The sequence below is a fragment of the Paenibacillus senegalimassiliensis genome (assembly GCF_001486585.1).
Classification (GTDB): Bacteria; Bacillota; Bacilli; order Paenibacillales; family Paenibacillaceae; genus Fontibacillus; species Fontibacillus senegalimassiliensis.
In genome coordinates this window covers 169967-190346 of sequence record NZ_LN909045.1, presented here as the reverse complement: position 1 = coordinate 190346, position 20380 = coordinate 169967, and the positions used below count along the sequence as shown (strand labels likewise).

Sequence of the window (20380 nt, the reverse complement as noted above, 5' to 3'; positions counted from 1 at the left end):
TGTATAATTTCTCCAAATGCTCAGGCCGGCTTGCGGCTCTTCTGCCTCTCCTGAAATTTCTTCACAAATACAGAGGACATGACGGACACAACCAGAGCCAAACCGTAGAAGATATCCTGAATAAATGTGGATATTCCCATGAGTGATAGCCCCGTAGTTCCTGTAACAAGGAAATAGACAGCGATGAGGCAGCCGAGCGGGTTGAATCTCCCCGGCTTGATACAGGTCGAGCCAAGGAATACCGCCGCAAACGCCAGCATCAAGAAGCTGAGGCCCGACGTTGGATCCGCGCTGCCCAAGGTTCCTGCATACAGCACACCGCCTACAGCAGAGAGGCAGCCGGAAGCCGTAAAGCAGCCCAAGCGAATGCGTTCAACACGTATGCCGCTCAGTCTTGCCACGTTGCTACCGCGTCCCACCATCAATACCTTACGGCCAAGCGCTGTGAACTCAAGGAAGTAGAACAAGGTCACACAGAGTATGAGCGCGTAGTAGAATACATATGAAATGCCGAATAGCCTGCCGCTAATGACCAGTTTTTGCAAGGAAGCATCTATGCCTGTTATCGTCATAGAGCCGGAAATCCATAGTGTAACGCCGTTTAACAGAGTGCCAATTCCCATCGTCACTATAAATGGATTGATAGCCAGCCTGGATATAATCAGACCATTGATAAATCCAATCAATGTCCCCGCAAGAATTCCTAAAATAACAGATACCCCTATAGGCAGGCCCAGCTTCACATTTGCAATAGCTACAATCATGCTGGACAGTACAAGCACAGAGGCCGCCGACATATCGTAATCGCCCGCAATAAGTGGGACCATGATCGCTAAAGCCAGCACCACGAGCACCGCTTTGGAACCAAACATAATGGAAAAGTTACCCCATGTCAGAAAGATGTCGGGGATTAGAACAGAGAACAAAATGATGATGCCGATCCAGACAAAAATGATGGCATTCTTATGAAACAGGCTGGAGAAAGAGAACTTGCCGACCCGCTCTCTCGCCGCACCAAGCTCCAAGGCTGTACTGTCTTTCATCTTTGCTTGCTCCTTTCCTTCATCTAGTCATACCGCGGCTTCGAGTACGCCTTACTTCTTGACAGGGAACCAGTTGGGCGTATTCATTATTTCATGCCATAGCCCATCAGGAATAACCAGGTCCTGCTGCAGCGCCGGATCGATCTCCGTTATCAGCTCTGCTTCCTTCCCCGTCTTCACCTTATCTATCCAGTCCGGCTCCATAATCAGGACTCTACCCAGCGCCACAAGATCGATTCCCGTAGCCAAAGCATCCATAGCATCGTCCGCCGTAAATATGGATCCGACCCCAATGACGGGAATACGTTCCCCCACCCGCTGCTTGATGACTTCCAGACGTGAGCGTTCAAGATATCCCTTCGCCCCTCTTCGGGGATTGGACCAGAAGTCCCCCAGAGAGGCATGGATATAATCAAGCTCCGTAGCCGCCAGCCTGTCAATGAAGCTTAACGTATCATCCATAGTAATTCCCGGTGTATCCGGTTCTTCGGGGGAGAACCGGTACCCGAGTACAAAGGGGCGATCTGCATACTGCTGACGAACTCGCACGACTTCACTCACCACTGCCAGCGGGAAGCTCATTCTCTCTTGCACGCCTCCGCCCCAGGCATCGGTACGCCGATTGGAATGGGGGGAGAAAAATTGCTGCAGCAGGTAGCCGTTCGCCCCATGAAGCTCTACGCCATCAAAGCCTGCCTTTATCGCTCTTCTAACTGCCTCGCCATAATCCTGAATCAACTGCTGAACCTCATCACCGCTCAGTTCCCTCGGTACAGGGGAGTCTACCCGATCCCTCCGGTCATAAGCTACCGGACTTGGCGCAACCACCTCACCGCCTGGAACCATGGCTGGATCCGCTCTTCTTCCGCTGTGAATAATTTGCAAAATAGCCTTCGAGCCGTGCCTTTTGAGCGTTGTGGCTATGCTGCTCAACGAAGCTATCATGTCATCGTCGGCTGCCGATGGCTCGCCGTAAAATCCCTTTCCGCTCGGAGCAACATAAGCACAGGCCGTAATGATCATACCTAACCCGCAAGAACGTCTTGCATAGTAGGCCAGCTCCGCCTCCGATGCCGTTCCATCCTCAAGAGAAGAGAAGTGCGTCATAGGCGCCATAATGAGCCGATTGTCCAGCTCTAAACCACATTTGAATGTTAATCTCGTAAATAACGGCTCATAACGGGTATTCATCTGGCGTCCTCCCCCCTAGTCAAGCTGCCATAGTGCCCGGTAGCCCTTAATATAGCTATCTCCATAACCCTTGGTGGCTTCTGCCGGAACTCCAGCTTCTTCAACGTTATCCTTCGTCCAGATATAGAATTGGAAGTTCTCGTCAGCAGGTACTTCAAGCCCTGCCATGACGCGCATCGCATAATCCAGGTAGCCATAAGCCAGCCATTCAATGCTCTCTCCCACGACCATCTCCACCTTACCTTCACGTACATAATCCAGTACAAACGGTGTACCATTGAAGCCAATGGCCTTCACGCTGTCTGACTTTCCGGTAATATCAATAGCAGGTACGATATATTGCAGCATGCTATCATATATGGCTATAACGTAATCAATATCAGGATCAGCAATCAGGGCATTTTGCACTTCAGACTGCATTTTGGTAGCCCAATCGCTGATTGGAACATCGAGATACTTCACCTTGGCATTGGGAGCATAGGTAGCGAATTCCTGTTGCATCGCATCCGTCATCGTAATGGAACAGCCCAGATCGCTCTCTTTAATCACCAGCACATTCACATCCTGCCCTCCCTTGAGAATTGTCCAGTCCACCAGCAGATTGGCAGCCATAGCAAAATCCTGTGGAGCAGAATAATCCACCGAATCAAGCACTTCACCATTTCCGGTTACATGTGTAGTGATTGTAGGGATTCCGGCTTCCTTGGCCATAGCGATTTGCGCCGTCAGACTCTTGGGGTCAACCCCGGACAAGTCAATCAAGTCATATCGGGCATTGATGGCCTGCTCTATTCCTTGAGTGTACTCAACGATATTACCTTGATTTTCCCAAGTGAACACCTCAAGCCCAATTTCCTTCGCGACATCCCCTTGGGCGGAGCTCAGAATCTGAGAGTAGGGAATGGCGCTATTCGTCGGAATGGATAGCACCTTTTTCCCTTGCAGCAAGCCTCTGGCATCAAAGGATTCTGCCTCAAACTGAAATTCAGGCTTGTCGGCCAACTTTTCCATCCTGTCTTTAATCGCTGTGAGATCAATTTCATCGCCCCCGGCAGGGACAGAACCGTCATTGGTGGAGACAGCCAAGTTGTCTGCTTCTCCTGTTCCTGTACTGGTCTGATTACTGCTCGTCGAACATCCTGACAACACCAACAACATCATCATGCACGCCATCACCCATTTTTTCATTGAACACTCTCCTCCTTTATCCATAAAGCTTGTTTTGTATATGCAACTTATACAGAAATACTATTGTCGAAGGCACCGTAGCAGCTTTTCAGAATATGCTCCTTATTCATGTCCGCTCCGGTTAATTCACGAGTAATACGCCCGTTGGAGAAGACCAGCACACGGCTGCAAATTTGCTCCAGTTGCTCATAATCCGAGGAGCAGCATATCACGGCCATTCCTGCCTTGGCAGCCTGGTCAATTTGATGATAGAGCTGCTGTCTGGCTCCAATATCCACGCCCTGGGTTGGCTCGTGCAAGATCAGCAGTTCGGGGCTATTTTGCAGCCATTTGGCTAAAATGATTTTCTGCTGATTTCCGCCAGATAACTGGGAGAAATGGATTTTAGGATTACGTGGATGAACCTGATAATCGTTCACCAGACTGCTTGCGACTTGCTGCATTTTTTTCTTCTGCAAGAAATGAGGGTTATAAGCATCCATGACCAGCATCATTAGATTGTCCTCGGTGAGCAGTTCGCCAATCCCGCCAGCATTGGGGCGATCCGCAGGAATTAAGGCCATCCGCTGAGCCACCGCCTGAGATGGACTGAATTTGGACAAATCTATCGTCTGTTGCCCAAGGATCATCTCCCCAGACTGGCGATCCAGCACACCGAACAGGAGGTAGGGAATCTCCTCAAATCCTGATCCGACCAGTCCTGTAATCCCAAGAACCTCCCCCTTCGCTACGTCAAAGCTTTCCGTCTGAACCAATTGCCCTTTTACGCGATGAAAATAAATCCGTTCCTCCGCTTGCTCAGAGACTTTGCTCCTGTGGTTCATCTCATAGACATTCAGCTTTTCTCCCAGAATCATTTCAACAATGGTCGACTTGCTGTGCTCGCTTGTGCTCGCCGTTCCCACGTTTCGTCCGTCCCTGAACACGGTGAAGGCATCGGTCAACTCCAGCACCTCGTCAATATCGTGAGAGACAAACAGCACACTATACCCATCAGCTACTACCTCGCGGACAAGCCGGAATAACAGATTCACTTCTTCCTTAGGCAAAAACACGGTAGGCTCATCCAGAACCAGCAAGCCTGTATGTAATTCCTTTGCCTTTGGATTATTTTTGATATCCTCAACAGCTCTGACAATGGCCAGCATCGCCTTCTCTACAGGACCAAGCGAAGCAACCTCGGCATCTATATCTATACTCACCTTGTATTGCCGGAGAATTTGCCTGGCATGTAGCCTTTCCCTTTGCCAGGGAATATACAGCCTTTGTGACATAGCCAGCTTACTGGCCATCAAGTTCTCAAGGACTGTAAATTCAGGAATCAGGCCCAAATCCTGATGCACAAAGCTGATGCCATACTGGGCGAACTCACCCGGCTGTAGCGGTAGTTTGACCTTAACACCATTAATCCACATCTCTCCCCCGGAATCGGGTTCATGATAGCCTGCCAGAATTTTAATAAGCGTAGATTTGCCGCAGCCATTTTGACCAAGCAATCCATGAATCTCTCCCATGCCAATGGTCAGACTTACAGATTTCAAAGCCTGGGTTCCTCCAAAAGTTTTGGAAATGTTTTGTAAACTTAACGTACTGTTCTCCTTATCCATCTCCTTCTCCCCTCCCGTTATCTGGCTCATCATTGCTATCAGCACACCATTTCATCTAATGCACTAGATGAAATGGTGTAAAAAAACTTTATTTCCTATACACATAATTGATCTGGAGTAAATCAGGGTGAGTGTGTGCAAAGAAATAAAGGTAGTTAACTATAGATGTAATAATAAGTAACATTAAATAGTTTATTTTTCATCAAGTTGATTAGATAGAATGTTATTGAGTCAAATTATACACATCAACTTAGGGGTCGTCAATTGAATTTTCCGATTAAAGATAAAATTTAGTGCATATATGATTCTTTTTGTTATTATAATTAACTATGTATGTTATATTTTATCTCATTATCTTCGTCTTAGTGGTCAAGCCTCACTCCCTCAACCACATAGCGGTGTTTTTTGTTTCACTTGGTTCACGTACTCAACATGCTAAAGCCAAAAAGCAAAAAAAAGAGAGCGCCCCAGCAGGCGTTCTCTTTCTTCATTTCATCTTATACGTAATACGTAATGTTCGGTTTATCTTAGCGTTAGACGCTAACCATCTGCATTCCCCTCTTAGACGAGGTCCTTCATTTTATCAGCAATCAGGTTGGTGGCTTTCGCCGGGCTGAGCCGATATATTTTGTCCATGATTCGGGAGTCTTTGCCTGCGTAAATACGTACTTTATCGTTTTCCATCCCGCTCACGATAATTTCGGCGGCTTGTTCGGGGGTTAGCAATTGGGCCAACTGCTCCTGGCTAGCTTCTGTGTTGTCCATATTGTCGATGCCGGAGTTCTTCATAATATTGGTGCTTACCCCACCAGGGAAAACGACCGTGACCTTCACATTCGTATCCTTAAGCTCTGCCTGTAACCCTTCAGTCAGCAGCTTCACCGCAGCCTTGGATGCTCCGTAAATCGTCTGACCGGGAACCGGAAGGAATCCCCCCATGCTTGACACGTTACAGATATGCGCAGCCGGTCTTGCCAGCAAATGCGGAAGAAAGGTCTTCACCATATAGAGCGTCCCGTAAAAATTAATATCCATGACCTGCTTAATCTTGTCGTAATCAAGATCATTCACATGGATGAACGGGTGGATAATCCCAGCATTATTCAGGATGCCATCCACTTGCCCGTGGCGCTCGATCACCTGTTCGGGCAGGGCCTCAACCGCTTCCCGCTCCGTTAAATTCAACGTATGGATGGACAGCTTACTGCTGTGGCTGCCCGCCGCTTGAACAGTTCCCTCCAGAGCTTCCTTGCTAATATCGACAGCGGCCACACGTGCCCCTCTGCCCAGCAGGTTCAGCACCAATTGTCTTCCAATTCCGCCGCCCGCACCCGTAACGACAATCACTTTATCCCGTAGTTTAATGGTATCCAGCCCTTTCCATCAATAGTTAAGTTTATTATAGCTATTTTGGTGGGCGAATAACAAAATTCCCTCGGAAAGGTGCTAGCTGCTGAAATTAATTCTTCTGAATGCCAAACTCATGGACCAGCTTGACTTGTCTTGACTCGTACTTGGACAAATCGCCATATACCTGATACACCTTAACGGTGAGTTCATTATCATTAAATTCGTAAACGGCGAAGTTCTGTTGGGACGAATCTCTGTTATTAGAATGAGACTTGGTGAACTTCTCACTCTTCTGTGGCTGGTTGCCAAAGGCAAACAACGAGTTGTAATGATCCAGATTCTCTTGAGTTAACCAGCTCAGCTTAGGTCTGACTTGCTTGATATGCTCCAAGGACTTGCCATAGATATCATCATAAGCCTTTGTCCCGCCTGTGTTCGGTAAAATAAAGACCGTCCCCTGCGGATTCTCATAATATTCGACCTGATCTGCTCCCGTTATCATGTTCGCATAATCGATTTGGGCATTGGCAAAGCTCTCCGATTTAGGAGCATATTTTAAGGATTTCGTTACCGACATCACATGATCATGTCCTTGCATGGCCACATCAATGTCCAGATCATCGATCAGCTTCATAAAATCGTCTCTGACATTTTGGACGTCTTCATCGGATAGGGAATGATATGACTTGGAGAACAGAGGCTTGTGGTATTGCAGCACAACCCATTTTGCACCATTCTTCCTCGCTTGCTCTACGTCCTGTCTAATCCAGTCCATTTGTTCCTTGCCAAGCGCCTTCTTCTCTTCATTTTTATTATCATTGGTGTTAGCGACAACGAAATGAACGCCGTTGTAATCATAGGAATAATAAGAGCCACCATCAATTTTCCCCTGCGCTGCTGGTACATTGAAATGATTGTTGAAGGAATCCAGAAATTTCTCACCACTAGTCAGCGCCGCCTCATCATGATTGCCAGAGGCAGGAGCTAACGGCCCCATTAACAAAGAACTTTGGGATTGGCTGAACAAATCAACCCATTCGTCCTCCACCTCAGCAATTTCTACAACATCGCCAGTATGAACGACAAAGTTGGCATCTCCTGCTGTTTCCAGCGCCTTTTCGAGTGTACTTGCCCCATAGGCTGCTTCATTTCTCGCATGCTCGTTCCAGTACGCATTTTGTGTATCCGTATAATGGATGAACTTGAAGGAATCCCCGGATGAGCCAGATGTCTTGAACTGCCCTACTGCGCTTTTTTGCCCCTTGTCCGACCCGACCTGATAGTAGTATTGGGTATTTGGCTTTAACCCTGTTGCCAGTGCTTTGTAAGAGGCTTCCTTCACCTTCTGCACTTGCACCTTGGAGGAAAGGTCTGAATCTTCACCAAGCTCCTTGCTCGGGTTGAAGCTTTCTCCGACCGTACCTTCATCCGTAAAATAGCCCACAATCGATTGCTTCTTATTTTCATCCGTTTTTACCTTGGCAAAGATCAGAAATCCGTTCTTGTCCCGCTCTATGTAATGAGCCTCCACGACTTTAGCCGTAGCTTTGAAAGCGACAGGTTCAGCCATCGTATTTGATTCACTTACCCATACATAAGCATCTTGAAATTGATCCGAGGTATACCAGTTAAAGCCCATTTGCGTCCGTGTATCCCCATTAAAGGTAGCTACGATGCGATTAGGCGCATTATTCTTGACGTGAGGAGCTACTGCTGGCTTGTTTACCGTAGAGGTTGAGGTGGCCAGAACCCACTTGTTAGCTGCAACTTCCTGCGCAAAGGCATTCCCGGCAGATACTGGAGCAATCAGCATTGCACCTAATAGTAAACCTGCTATTTTGGTCTTTACATTCTTCATACTCATCATCCCGAGTCTCCTTCGCAAAGGTATTTTTTAGCATCATCTAACCATGCCTATTCCATGTTAGGTGCTAAGTATTAGAGCAAGACAGCATATATGTTAAAACCATGAAAACATTGTAAAGAAAAAAAGAGAACGCCGAGTTCACGTTCTCTTCTTATATGAGTAATCAGGAGTCTCCTGAATTAGATTATCCGCTAAACGCCATGAGTGACGTTCTTGCCAAAGATACGATAGGAAAGATTGACAACGAATTTACGAGGGAATAAACGAGCAAGCTGCGCTACCCAATAGTTGCCTAAACCATCAATCACCGTCATCTTATCTTTCTCCAGCGCGCGTAGTCCCGTTTGCACGACCTGAGCAGGCGGTACATCCTTGCCTGGAGCCCCTGTATCCCCTCCCATAACCTCCTGTATATTGGTAGCGGTTCGGCCAGGGCATAAAGTAACGACGCTAATTCCTTGGCTTCTGGTTTCTGCCCATAATGATTCGCTCCAAGAGATGATGAAGGCTTTGGTTGCGCCATATACGGCCATGAAGGGCGTGGGTTGAAACCCGGAGCCTGAAGCTACGTTGATAATAGCCCCCTGACGGCGTTTCAGCATGTCTTGCAAAATGAGGTGCGTCAGGCTAACCACCGTCAACACGTTCAATTTAATCTCATTCTCTTGCTTCTCCAAAGGCATTTTATCAAAGACGCCATAGGAAGCCACGCCCGCATTGTTGATGAGCAAATCCACCTTGCGTTGTAACTGGGTGATCTGATCATAGACGCTATGGGCTGCATGATCCTGAGTCAGATCGGCTACGACAACATCGACTTGTACGTTATGCTTAGCCATGAGTGTCTGGGCAAGTTGCTTCAGCTTCGCTTCCGAGCGAGCGACTACAATCAAGTTCATGCCTTTGCCAGCCAATTCGTGCGCGAAGGATTCTCCAATGCCGGAGGACGCTCCGGTGATTAGCGCTGTTTTCCCTTGGTACATTTAATGATCCCCTCCTTCTTGTTGCTTGCAATCTCTAATAAAATGCTCAATCAAAGCTTTAAGCTCCTTTAGCTCGCTGATAGCGTCCAGATAATAAAAGTTCATCGTCCCTTGCTTGCGGACATTGATGACCTTGGCCTCTTTCAATATTTTCAGTTGATGCGACACCGCGGGGCGGGACAAGTTGGTATGTTCTGTAATCTCCCCGACCCTCATCCCCGGCGACCACGTCCCTTGCATGAGAGTTATAATAATCGCTTGCCTGGTTTCGTCACCAATGGCGTTGAGCAGCTTCCGATTACCCTTGAACTCCCGCAACAGACTCATGCTGCTATCCTGATCCATCATGACCTTCCTCCCTTGGGACTAATGGTTTAAGCTGTTGAGTGATTACAGAATAGCATGCGCGCAACCGCACGACCACATTGGGAAAGAAGATCGAGATGGTTGCTTGGTGAAGGGAAAATGGTGGGAAAATGGAAGGTGGCGGACTCGCACTATGTGATGCGCTGGACACAGGAAAAATCCCCCTCAGGTCAAGCGTTGAGGGGGATGATTGGAAAACTAGTATTGGGTTTGGAGTATGTGGGGCTGGGGCTATACAGGAGTAACCTTGGGAAAAGAGCAGAAGCCCGGACCTGCAGCGCTGGTTGTCACACAGCCACAACCTTAGAGAAGAAACCCCGGACCTGCTCACTAGCCGCCATACGGCCATAACTCAATAGACGCCATAAGGTCATAACTCAATAGGTGCCACACGACCATAACCTTGGCGAAGAAGCTCGGCCTTGCCCACTAGTGGGAAATTCTCCCGCTAATTTACTCAAATAGGCCAATTTTCCGTGTTTAGCTGGAAAAACTCCCTATAAATCCGTGCTTTCAGTCCATTTTGGCCCGTAGGAGCAACATTATATGGAGAAATTCCAGCTAATTGTCTGGAATTCCGAAAAAGCTGAAAATTAACTGGAGGATTTCCCGTTAAATTAGCCAGCGCCCAGCAAGGAGTTACATTCATCGATCTTGCTGCTCGCCCGCCAGCGGAACCTCGCAAACGCCGTCCGCACAGTAGCCGCCATCTCCACCGCTTTCACTAGACGTAACTTCGATGAACTTGGGATGGGCCTCTGCCCAGGCCTGGCTCAGCGTTTCCAGGAACACTTGGCCTGGCTGCGCCCCGGAAATCGCGTATTTGTCATCGACCACGAAGAACGGCACACCCCTAATACCTATGGCGTTAGCCTCCGCCCGGTCAAGGGCAATCGCCGGACTATATTGTTCTGACGATAATACGTCCAGCGCTGCGTTGGCATCCAGTCCGACTTCCTCGGCAAGCCGCGCTAATGTCGCATGATCACCAATATCTAACGAATCGGTAAAGTAAGCCTTCAGGACACGCTCCATGAACTCTTTCATTTTCCCCTGATCCTGGGCATAGTAAGCCAGACGATGGGCATCAAACGTATTGGTTGGAATCATCGTATCCATATGATAATCGAGTCCCACCTGCTTGGCCTGCTCAGCAACCTGAGCATTCATCGCTTTCGCCTGCTCATAAGGCACACCTAACTTAGCTGCCAGCACCTGATGCATGGTCAATCCGGTATTCTTCTTCGCATCCGGCTGTAATTGGAAGCTGCGATAGGATACCTCCACCTCGCTGCCATGTTCAAATTGCTCCAATGCCTGCTCCAGCCGGCGCTTACCGATATAACAGAAGGGGCACACAAAATCAGACCACACTTCTACCTTCATCCCTAACTCCTCCTTCTGCATTCTTTTTTTATATATTACAACGCTTTTAGTTTATACAACATTTGTTGTATAGTTATCATAAAATAGTTCAGCTTACCAATCAACCGACAATTCCAGAGCAACGTCGGATATACAACATATGGATTCATTTGTCCAAAAAGTTTATGAAAAGAGGGACCCTCGTGAACACAACAACCAAAGTTGATCCGCGCATCATTCGAACACAGAAACTGATTATGGACGCCTTTGCCCACCTGCTGACCAGCAAGGAGTTTAAGGACATTACCATCCAGGACATCACTCATGAAGCCACCGTGAACCGGGCGACTTTTTATTATCATTTTGTCGATAAATATGACCTATTGGAGAAGGTTTTGCGAAAAGAATTCACAGATACCGTATGCAATCAGATTGCCGGGTACACCCTGCTGGACGCAGCGACGGTTACAGACATTTTCCTGTGTGTCACCCGGTTTCAAACCAGTCTCTACGCACGCTGTCGTAGCGGCTTTGAGACATTCAAGACTACCATTGAAGCCATCATTCAGAAGGAATTGGAGCAGGCCTTCGGCCAAATGCTAATAAACCAGCATGGTGGGGCCAGTGATGAATCATTGAGAGTTGCAGCGGTGATGCTTAGCTGGGGTATGATCGGAGCATCCATGGATTGGCGCCAGAACAGCAATCTACCTGCCGAACAATATATAGAATTGGCGCTTCCCTATGTGACCCGCGGACTTGGCAGCCTGATGGCCTAGTCAGGAAAGAACAATTATAACCATAAAGTAACTTGGAGGCGTCACCCCAATTATGCTAACGTACACAGTGATCATTACTCTGAAAAATTAGCAAAAGGGAGGCGCTTGTGATGGACAACGGGCGGTTATTTAAGGGACATTTAGAAGGGAAAGCTCGCATCATTGCCCTGTAAACTGCGAAGTTCCTTCCACGAAGAAGGTTTCAATATTGAAACAAACATCCAGTAGAAGTATTCGTCCATTCCGGCAGGAGGATATGCCCTTGCTGGGCGAACTGTATCAGGCCATAACCACTCAGGGGAACGCAATCTTCTGGTGGATTGGAGAGAAAGAACATTGGGAGAATGTTTATTGTGCGTTTGAGAATGGGAAAATGGTTGCCAAAGGACAAGTAAGCATCATTAACACGGTGCCTCCTGGCCGTCCGACAGAGAATTATCACTCAATCTATATTAATCTGAAGGCTTTGCCCCAGAGGGAAACAGACTATGATCTGCTGGATCAAGTCTACCAAGCGCTTCTGCAAAGAGTCCGGCAACTCCAAGCAACGTTACCTGCGGCATACGAAACCCGGTTATGCGTGGGCAATTTGAAAGAAGAAACGGCCAACGAGGAATTTTTTGTTCAACGAGGATTTAACTATTTGAATAGCTTGTTTAGCATGAGCCGTAGCCTGAAGGAAGCCATTCCGACAGCAGCAATTCCCAACGGGCTTAGCTACTCGCCTTGGAGCATGGGCACTCCTGAGGAAGAAAGCATCTATCTGAATATTGAAGCCGAGGTTTGGCCCGATACCCCTTTAGGGCACGATCGCCTTGCTAAATATAAGAGTAAGCCATATTGGATCTCCCTGGTTGTACGTGAGGAAGACCAAATCGTGGCTAGCCTGATGGTCTGGCAAGAAGCTGGCTATGGCGTGATTGAGAATGTATTCGTCCGCAAGCCTTGGAGACAACGCGGTATCGCCAAGTACCTGCTCGCTCAAGCGCTGAGTTACCTCCAAGCCCGTGACCTGCCTTACGCCAGCCTGATGGCGCTGACCACGAACCACTCTGCCTTGACTCTTTATCAGTCCCTGGGCTTTACGGCGGATCAGGAGGAAATTCGGTATTTTATTACTTTATAAAAGTATGATTGCCCATTACCGGGTTAGGAAAAAGACGCACGGTTCAATCTACTGTGCGTCTTTGTTTGCAACTTGGCGCGCTATCTCCACACTAGTGGGAAATCCTCCCGTTAATTTGCGCAAATTGGCCGATTTTCGGTGTTTAGCTGGAAATCCTCCCTATAAATCCGTATTTTCGAGCCATTTCTGCCCCTAGGGGCAGAAATATAGGGAGGAATTCCAGCTAATTGTGTAGGCACCCAGAAAATATAAAAATTAACCGGAGGATTTCCCGTTAAATAAGCGATGTATCGCGATCCCACACCAAAACGAAAGGTGCGACTCCACCGAGGAAAATCAGGTTCCCTTGGGGTTCGCACCTTGTTCCTTACTTCTCAATCCTCACTACACTATAGTATAGCGGAGTATGAACTTATCCTAAATTCATCGAGATATATTTGGTTTCCAGGAACTCGTCCAGGCCCCAATATCCACCTTCGCGGCCTAGTCCACTTTCCTTCATCCCGCCGAACGGGGCTTGGGCTGTCGCCGGGAAGCCGTCGTTCAGACCGATGATGCCATAATCCAGGGCTTCGCTCAGGCGAAAGGCCTCCGCCAACTGCTGGCTGAATACGTAGGCAGCCAAGCCGTAAGGCGTATCGTTCGCCTTCTGAATGACTTCCTCCAACGTGTCATAGGCCAAGATAGGCGCAACGGGTCCAAACGTCTCTTCGTTCATGCATAACATGTTCTCATGAACGTCGATTAACAGCGTTGGAGCTACGAAATACCCCTCCTGTGGTAAGGCTTGCTTGGTGCGAATAACCGTGGCACCTTGAGCCTCCGCGTCTGCGATATGGCGCTCCACTTTTTCCTTGCCCTGCTCATTAATCAGCGCTCCGATCGTCACGCCCTCCTCCAGGCCGTTACCTACCTTGAGGCCTTCCACCGCGGCCGTTAGCTTGCTAATGAACGCTTCCTTCACGGTGCTATGCACATAAACGCGGTTCGGACACACGCAGGTCTGTCCCGCATTTCTGAACTTGACGCCGATAAAATGCTGTACCGCCAAATCCAGATCAGCGGACCGCGTCACAATAAAGGGCGCGTGGCCGCCAAGCTCCAGCGATATATTTTTGACCGTGGCTGCAGCACTGGCCATCAGCAGCTTGCCGACCCGGGTTGAGCCGGTAAAAGAAACCTTGCGTACCCGCTTATCATCCATCCACAGCTTGCCGATTTGCTCAGGATCACCCGTGATCACGTTCAGGACTCCTGCCGGAATGCCCGCTTGCTCCGCCAGCTCAGCTAACAAATAAGCCGTCAGCGGCGTTAGCTCGCTAGGCTTGATAACCACCGTACAGCCAGCAGCAATCGCCGGGCTGATCTTGCGCGTAATCATCGCCGCGGGGAAATTCCAAGGGGTGATGGCCGCCACCACGCCTACCGGCTGCTTGATGGTGATAATCCGCTTGTCGGGATGCGAAGCCGGCACCGTATCCCCGTAGACCCGCTTGCCCTCTTCTGCAAACCATTGTACAAAGCTGTTCGCGTAAGTAACCTCGCCCAGCGCTTCCGGATACGGCTTGCCTTGCTCCTCCGTCATCGTGCGAGCGATCCGCTCCTTATGCTCTTCAATCAGCGCATACCATTTGAGCATCAGCACCGCCCGCTCCTGCGCGGTACGTGCTTTCCAAGCTGGCAGCGCTGCGGCTGCGGCATCCACCGCAGCCGTTACCTGTGCCCTACTAGCTAGCGGAGCATCGGCGATTTTCTCCAGCGTAGCCGGATTGAAGACGTCGATATGCTGCTCCGTCTCCAGCCATTGACCGCCTATAAATAGCTTACCTGCTTGATTTTGCATGGACTCTCGCTCCTTCTAGAGGTTGTTCAAAAAGTCGTCTTCCCAGAACGAAGCAGTTCGAGGAGTAGATTCGGCATCGAATCTTGAATCCAGCCTTCTTGGTCCTGTAAACCCGACTTTTTGAACTCGCATTTTCAAATCTCCCGAGCCTGGTCAGAACCAACCATCAGCTTTATTTTACATAAACCTCCAACATGTATGGCTGCTTCTGACTTCTCGAAAGCGCCCGCTCCAACGCAGGAGCCAATGCTTCCTTGTCTCGTACCGTCTCCCCTTCAACACCGAAGGCTTCGGCCAGCTTCAACATATGGGCGGCCCCCTCAAGCTCCAGAGAAGGAATGTCCTTATGACCCAGCGGCTCTCCCATCGCCTGAAGACCTTGCTTCAAGACACGATAAGCTTCATTTTGTACGATGAGGAACAGTACCGGAATGTCATAAGTCACCGCGCTATACAAAATCTGCGGATAATACAAGAAGGTGCCGTCACCCACGGCACAGACCACCGTTCGCTCTGGGTCGGCTAGCTTGATGCCAAGGGCCTGACCTACGCCATGTCCAAGGCCTCCCCCCTTACCCGCGGTATACTGATGGGGTTCCCACAGATGCATATGCTGCACGAAGGCCACCGAATTGGAGACCGCCTCATTCACGAGCGTGAACTTGCCTTCAGGCAATGGCTCCAGTTGACGATTCAGTTCAGCAGCCAACACCGAAGCCGTAATACGCTCCTCCGCCCGGTCTTGTTCTAACTGCTTCTGTAAGCTTTCCCGCCTGTGCGCGGCGGCTTCCTCTGTTTTGCTCCTTCTTTCCTGCACTACTTGCTGCAGGGCTTCGGTCAACAGACCGGAAGTTGCCTCGACAAGCTGCTCCAGCAATCCACGAACGGAGCCCTGCAATCCGTAGGCAAGACCTGGATTCTTGGCAATCTCCCAGGCGTCCTGCTGGATATAGAACACCGGCTTCTGATCCTCGACCAGAAGTCCCAACCCATCAGACAACGCTGCCGGCAATTGGACCGTTGTACCGACCATCACCAGGGCATCACATTCCGCATATACCTGCCTGATGACGCCCGCATTCATAGGGAATGTGCCTAAATATTGGGGATGGGCGGAGTCAATATTTTGCCGCGTTGGCATCCCTTCCGCCATAACCGGTGCTCCTAGCAATTCTGCCCATTCCTGCAAAAGACCCACCGCCTGCTGATCTCCGACCTGGTCCCCGCTAATCAACAGGATTCGCTCATGACTCAATAATTTATCCAAAAACAGCTTTACCGATGATCTCGATACAGAGATGGCCTGCTCGAACAACTCAGGCTTACCAATCCGTGCCTCGGTCGGTGTCAATGAAAGGTTGTACGGAACAGATAAGAATACGGGGCCCTTCGGCTCCGTCATCGCTACCTTAAAAGCACGCTGCATAGCCACAGGATATTCCGCCATATTGCGAATTTCATGGGCCCACTTCGTCATGCTCTCAACCTGCTTCACATGATCCCCCGCCAGAATTGGCTCCCCGAGCAGCCAATCACTATGATGCTGCCCGGCAATAATCACCAGCGGGATACCTGCCCGGTAGGCATTATAGATATTCCCCATGGCATTCGCCAGTCCGGGGGCCACATGCACAATAGCCACCCCTGGCTTGTGGGATTGGCGGGCATAACCCATCGCCATAGATACCGCATTCGCCTCATGCAAGGCGGAGATATACTCAATATGTCCGTACTGCTCAGCGCCGTCGATGAAAGGCAACTCCGAGGTCCCTGGATTTCCGAATACATAAGGAATGTCATATGCCGTCAGCATATCGAATAAGAGATCGCGTCCCAGTCTTACCGATGCTTCTGATGTTTGCTTACTCATGCTTGAGCCCTCCCTTAGAGGTAGTTCAAAAAAATAAAACTTGGGCTTGTCCAGACTGGTTCTTTACTTCAAGGTAAATCCATGCTCCGTCAAAAATGGGGCCAAATCACGGCGGAAATCATTCCCCCGCGCCATGCGTCTGGCCGTATGCTCGAGCCAGCCGTAATGCTCCGGCTCCACTTCCGGTGTGACACCGGGGATGTTAATACGCCGTCCCTCATAAATACCCGTATTCGCCATCTTCGCATCATAGGCCTGAATTCCCTCTTCCAGCGCAGCCGTCGAATATTCTTCACGGTGAACGATCACCTGTTGCGGCAAACGTGGCTTCACCTTGGTGTCACGCGCAGGATAACCTACTGCGAGCCCGACGGTTGCATAGCACAATGGAGGCAACTTCAGCAGCTTGGCCACTTCACGGGCCTTGTTCCGAATAGCTCCTACCATACAGCAGCCAAGGCCCAGCGATTCCGCGGCAGTTGAAGCATTTTGCACGGCGAGCATGCTATCGAAGCTGGATACCAGCAGCAGCTCCAGATAATCCGAGTTGAACGGATATCCCTGACGATCCGTTACATATTTATGCCGGGAAGCATCCGCGCAAAAGACCAGGAACACCGAGGACTCCCCAATAAAGGCCTGATTGTCACATAGCTGCATCAACTGCGCCTTACGCTCCGGGTCCTCAATAACAATGACGCTCCAGGATTGAAAATTCGAGGAATTCGGGGCACTTTGCGCTGCGGTCAGCATCGTCTCGATGACCCCTTCTTCCAAGGGGCGACCCGGCTCGAAGCTGCGGACCGATTTGTGGCGAACCAATTGATCAATGACTGGATTACGCAGTCCCTCGTGAGGTGTGATGCCGTCGATGTCGTAACGATCTCCACTCATTTAATGATCCTCCCCTTCTAAAAACGCAGGATTCAGCACTTTTTTCATAAACACAGTGATATGTCCCCGTCCCAGCGCTTTCTTATGCATGATCTCATAGCCGCGGCGCTCATACATCTCAATTAACCACGGGTGCTCCTCGGCTGTGCCCAGAGACACGGCAGGAGCTCTTAACGTATCACGGACGAAGCTTTCCTCCGCCCAGGTAATCATCTCACGACCAATTCCTTTGCGGCCCACATCGGGGTCCGTCGCGAACCACCAGACATGCGGCAATCCAAATGGCCCAGGCTGCTGCCCCCAAGGCAGACGAACGGAGATCGTTGAGATAATTTTGCCGTCTTCCTCCATCACCAGGCAAATATTGTTGCGGATATTCTTCTCCACGGTAGCCAAATCGGCCGTTGCCGCTGCAAAGTTGATACCCAGGTCGCGAACGGAGGCGTACGCTTTATGCGACAACGTTTGAATTTCCGGTGCATCCTCTACTGTTGCGATTCGAAATGTCGTCATATTACTGGTCCTCTCTCCATTCCACGCCAACAAAGGCAACCCGGTCCCCGGCGTCTACCGGCGGATTCTTGCGACTGGCGATAATATAGGTGTCTTCTTCGGCCAGTACCTCTTGCACCACCGAGAACATGTCAATGATAGAGCAGATCCGCTCACCTTTTCGTACAATACTGCCGCTTGGCGCTTGCTGAACCACCAACCCGCCTCGATCCGCGTAAATGAATTTGCGCTTCGTCAACGTTTTGGTCTGCGTATGCACCGGCGGCTCAGGCGCTTCCGCCCACATACCAAGCTCATGCAACACCGCCCAAATCCCCCGCTGGCCATAGTCCACCATATCCTGCTGAATCTGGCCACCTGATCCAAGCTCCGTCATAAAGGCCGGAATGCCATGCATCAGGCACTGAACATCCAGAAAACCAGCTACGTTGCCCGGCAACTCATTCAAGTTGCCATTCAGATCCACACAGCAATGTACGGAGCCACCAAAGGCACGCGCCATCCGCTCCCCTTGCTCGCTAGCCCCGACTTGATCGTTTGGTACTTTTTTATAGACGGTATAAGGCAAGGCATCATAAGGAGTCCCCAGGGAATGAAAATCAATCAGGTGTGTCGCGTAAGTTTTGATTTTCTCGAAAAGATAGTACGGCAAGCGCTGAGACAAGGTTCCCTTCGGGTTGCCGGGAAATTGCATGTCCATATCGAGCTCATCCTGCGGCGTGTTCTTCCGCCGGGCTTGCCAGGCGTAAGGGTTGGAGACCGGCGTAGCAATGACGGCTCCTTTGAGCTTGGCTGGATCAAGCTGAGGGAAGACCTCCCGAATGGCCATAGGACCGTTCAACTCATCGCCATGGATGGCGCCGTTGAGCCAAAGCACCGGACCTTCCTCCACACCATTTACGATCATGACCGGCATTTCCACCGTAGCCCAATTGGACAATTCTCCTACCTTGACATAGCCACTAACCGATTGGCCGGGCTCCGCGATTAAATGATCCCATTGTATATTTGTCTTCATTGCGCATCCTCCGTTAGATAGCCTGTTTGTCTTGCTGCTGCGAGTACGCGGTCGACGGTTTGTGGGGCGCTGCCAAGATAGGTGGACGGATCCATGACCTCTTCCAGTTGCTCTCTTGTAAATACGGCGGTGACCCGCTCATCGCTCATCAGTACATCGCGGAACGGAATGTCCTTCTCTACACTCTCCATACATAATTCATATACCACTTCATGAGCCGTTTGTTTGCCAAGTGGGCCAGCCAGCACGAACATCACACGTTCGGACAGCAGCAAGCCGCCAAGCGCATTCAGGTTGCGCAGCATATGGTCCGGCTTCACAATCAAGCCTGCTAATATGTTTTTCATAGAAGCGAGTTGTGCTGACACGTAAATACAGTTCTCCGGAATAGCCACCCATTCACCACGCCAGGACATGGCATCGCGTTCGTGCTCCACGATCATACACTCCTGTGCCAAAGCTACATTGTAGCGAACCGGCTTCACCAGGCTAGCTACGCCTTCGAGTGCAGCAGGATTCCGCTTATGTGGCATGGTGGTCGAGCCAATTTTCCCGGAAGTGAACGGCTCTTCCAATTCATCGATTTCCGTGCGCATCAAATTGTAGAACTCATTAGCCAGCTTGCCTAATGTGGCAGAGATCATGCCAACGGTTCCAGCATATTCCGCCGAGCGGTCACGGGACGAATGCCAGCAAATGTTCGCCGTGTTAAGGCCAAGCTTATCCATCGTTCTCCGCTCGATCTCCGGTCCTTGCTCACCGAAGGAAGCATGCGTACCCACGCCACCACCAAGCACACCTGTAAACACTCTGGCTTCGGCTTCCTTCAACCGGTCCAGATGACGGATGATTTCATCCAGCACAACTGCCATTTTAAAACCAAAAGTGGTAGGCAATCCTTGCATCCCATGCGAGCGTCCGGCAATTGGGGTGCTCTTGTAGGTTTCGGCTAATTTGGCCAACTCTACCGCTACCGCCTTCGTATCCCGCACCAAAATATGATGGGCTTCCTTCAATTGCAGCATGAAGCCAGTATCGACGATATCCTGAGTTGTGGCCCCATAGTGGACCCACTCGCCATGCTCTGGACCTGCCAGCTCTTGCAGGCGCTTGATGGTTGGAATGAGGGAATGCTTCACCTTCAGCACTTCATTCGCAATAGCCTGAATATCCATGTTCTCCACCTTAGCGGCATCGGCAATAGCACGAGCTGCTTCGGCAGGAATCAGGCCAAACTCCGCTTCGGCCAGAGCCAAAGCCGCTTCGACGTCCAGATGCTTCTGCAAGCGGCTCTCGTCGTTCCACACCTCGCGCATTTCTGCTGTTCCAAAATTGTTCTGCATCATGATCATATCAATGACATGTGATGGCATAATT

At 50.0% G+C, this 20380-nt stretch carries 17 protein-coding genes; 2 read left to right on the top strand and 15 right to left on the bottom strand.

The window, feature by feature from the left end; genetic code table 11:
• Window positions 1–20 precede the first annotated feature (20 nt).
• From BN3279_RS10860 to BN3279_RS10815, 9 genes are all read right to left on the bottom strand, one after another.
• Entirely contained in the window at window positions 21–1043 is a 1023-nt protein-coding gene (locus BN3279_RS10860) for an ABC transporter permease (protein ID WP_082673032.1), read from the bottom strand.
• Window positions 1044–1094: 51 nt separating this feature from the next.
• Entirely contained in the window at window positions 1095–2234 is a 1140-nt protein-coding gene (locus tag BN3279_RS10855) for an NADH-dependent flavin oxidoreductase (protein WP_059050745.1), read from the bottom strand.
• Between the two features lie 15 nt (window positions 2235–2249).
• Entirely contained in the window at window positions 2250–3422 is a 1173-nt protein-coding gene (locus BN3279_RS10850; RefSeq protein ID WP_059050743.1) for a sugar ABC transporter substrate-binding protein, read from the bottom strand.
• 47 nt (window positions 3423–3469) lie between these two features.
• Window positions 3470–5059: a sugar ABC transporter ATP-binding protein gene (locus tag BN3279_RS10845; protein WP_187377778.1), complete on the bottom strand. Its 1590-nt coding sequence runs from the start codon at window positions 5057–5059 to the stop codon at window positions 3470–3472.
• Window positions 5060–5590: 531 nt separating this feature from the next.
• The gene (locus BN3279_RS10840; RefSeq protein ID WP_198343577.1) at window positions 5591–6376 is read right to left on the bottom strand and encodes an SDR family NAD(P)-dependent oxidoreductase; all 786 of its coding nucleotides are present in this window, start codon (window positions 6374–6376) and stop codon (window positions 5591–5593) included.
• 112 nt (window positions 6377–6488) lie between these two features.
• Entirely contained in the window at window positions 6489–8243 is a 1755-nt protein-coding gene (locus BN3279_RS10835; RefSeq protein ID WP_059050738.1) for a purple acid phosphatase family protein, read from the bottom strand.
• A 194-nt stretch (window positions 8244–8437) separates the two neighbouring features.
• A complete protein-coding gene (locus BN3279_RS10830) occupies window positions 8438–9229 on the bottom strand; it encodes an SDR family NAD(P)-dependent oxidoreductase (protein ID WP_059050736.1) in 792 nt (263 codons plus the stop codon).
• Window positions 9230–9577 carry an ArsR/SmtB family transcription factor gene (locus BN3279_RS10825; protein WP_059050734.1) on the bottom strand — a complete coding sequence of 116 codons (348 nt, stop codon included), beginning with the start codon at window positions 9575–9577 and terminating at the stop codon, window positions 9230–9232.
• 663 nt (window positions 9578–10240) lie between these two features.
• Window positions 10241–10981, bottom strand: a complete 741-nt coding sequence (locus BN3279_RS10815) for a DsbA family oxidoreductase (protein WP_059050729.1) — start codon at window positions 10979–10981, stop codon at window positions 10241–10243.
• Between the two features lie 182 nt (window positions 10982–11163).
• Here BN3279_RS10815 and BN3279_RS10810 point away from each other — a divergent pair, with 182 nt between their 5' ends.
• Both BN3279_RS10810 and BN3279_RS10805 read left to right on the top strand, forming a co-directional pair.
• Entirely contained in the window at window positions 11164–11739 is a 576-nt protein-coding gene (locus tag BN3279_RS10810) for a TetR family transcriptional regulator (RefSeq protein ID WP_232436825.1), read from the top strand.
• Window positions 11740–11947: 208 nt separating this feature from the next.
• Window positions 11948–12865 (top strand): GNAT family N-acetyltransferase, encoded by a 918-nt coding sequence (locus BN3279_RS10805; protein ID WP_316245754.1) that lies wholly within the window; start codon window positions 11948–11950, stop codon window positions 12863–12865.
• Between the two features lie 412 nt (window positions 12866–13277).
• On the opposite strand, the gene BN3279_RS10800 is transcribed toward BN3279_RS10805, so the two are convergent.
• The 6 genes from BN3279_RS10800 to purB form a co-directional block, all read right to left on the bottom strand.
• Complete coding sequence (locus BN3279_RS10800) at window positions 13278–14708, bottom strand: NAD-dependent succinate-semialdehyde dehydrogenase (protein WP_059050724.1); 1431 nt, start codon at window positions 14706–14708, stop codon at window positions 13278–13280.
• A 172-nt stretch (window positions 14709–14880) separates the two neighbouring features.
• The gene (locus BN3279_RS10795; protein WP_059050722.1) at window positions 14881–16578 is read right to left on the bottom strand and encodes a thiamine pyrophosphate-binding protein; all 1698 of its coding nucleotides are present in this window, start codon (window positions 16576–16578) and stop codon (window positions 14881–14883) included.
• Between the two features lie 63 nt (window positions 16579–16641).
• Entirely contained in the window at window positions 16642–17472 is an 831-nt protein-coding gene (locus BN3279_RS10790; protein ID WP_059050721.1) for an NADPH-dependent oxidoreductase, read from the bottom strand.
• On the bottom strand, window positions 17473–17985 hold the full coding sequence (locus BN3279_RS10785; RefSeq protein WP_059050719.1) for a GNAT family N-acetyltransferase: 513 nt from the start codon (window positions 17983–17985) through the stop codon (window positions 17473–17475).
• A gap of 1 nt (window position 17986) precedes the next feature.
• Window positions 17987–19003, bottom strand: coding sequence for a M14 family metallopeptidase (locus BN3279_RS10780; RefSeq protein WP_059050718.1), 1017 nt, complete (start codon window positions 19001–19003; stop codon window positions 17987–17989).
• The gene (purB, locus tag BN3279_RS10775) at window positions 19000–20376 is read right to left on the bottom strand and encodes an adenylosuccinate lyase (protein WP_059050716.1); all 1377 of its coding nucleotides are present in this window, start codon (window positions 20374–20376) and stop codon (window positions 19000–19002) included. Before purB ends, BN3279_RS10780 begins: the two co-directional genes overlap by 4 nt.
• Window positions 20377–20380 lie beyond the last annotated feature (4 nt).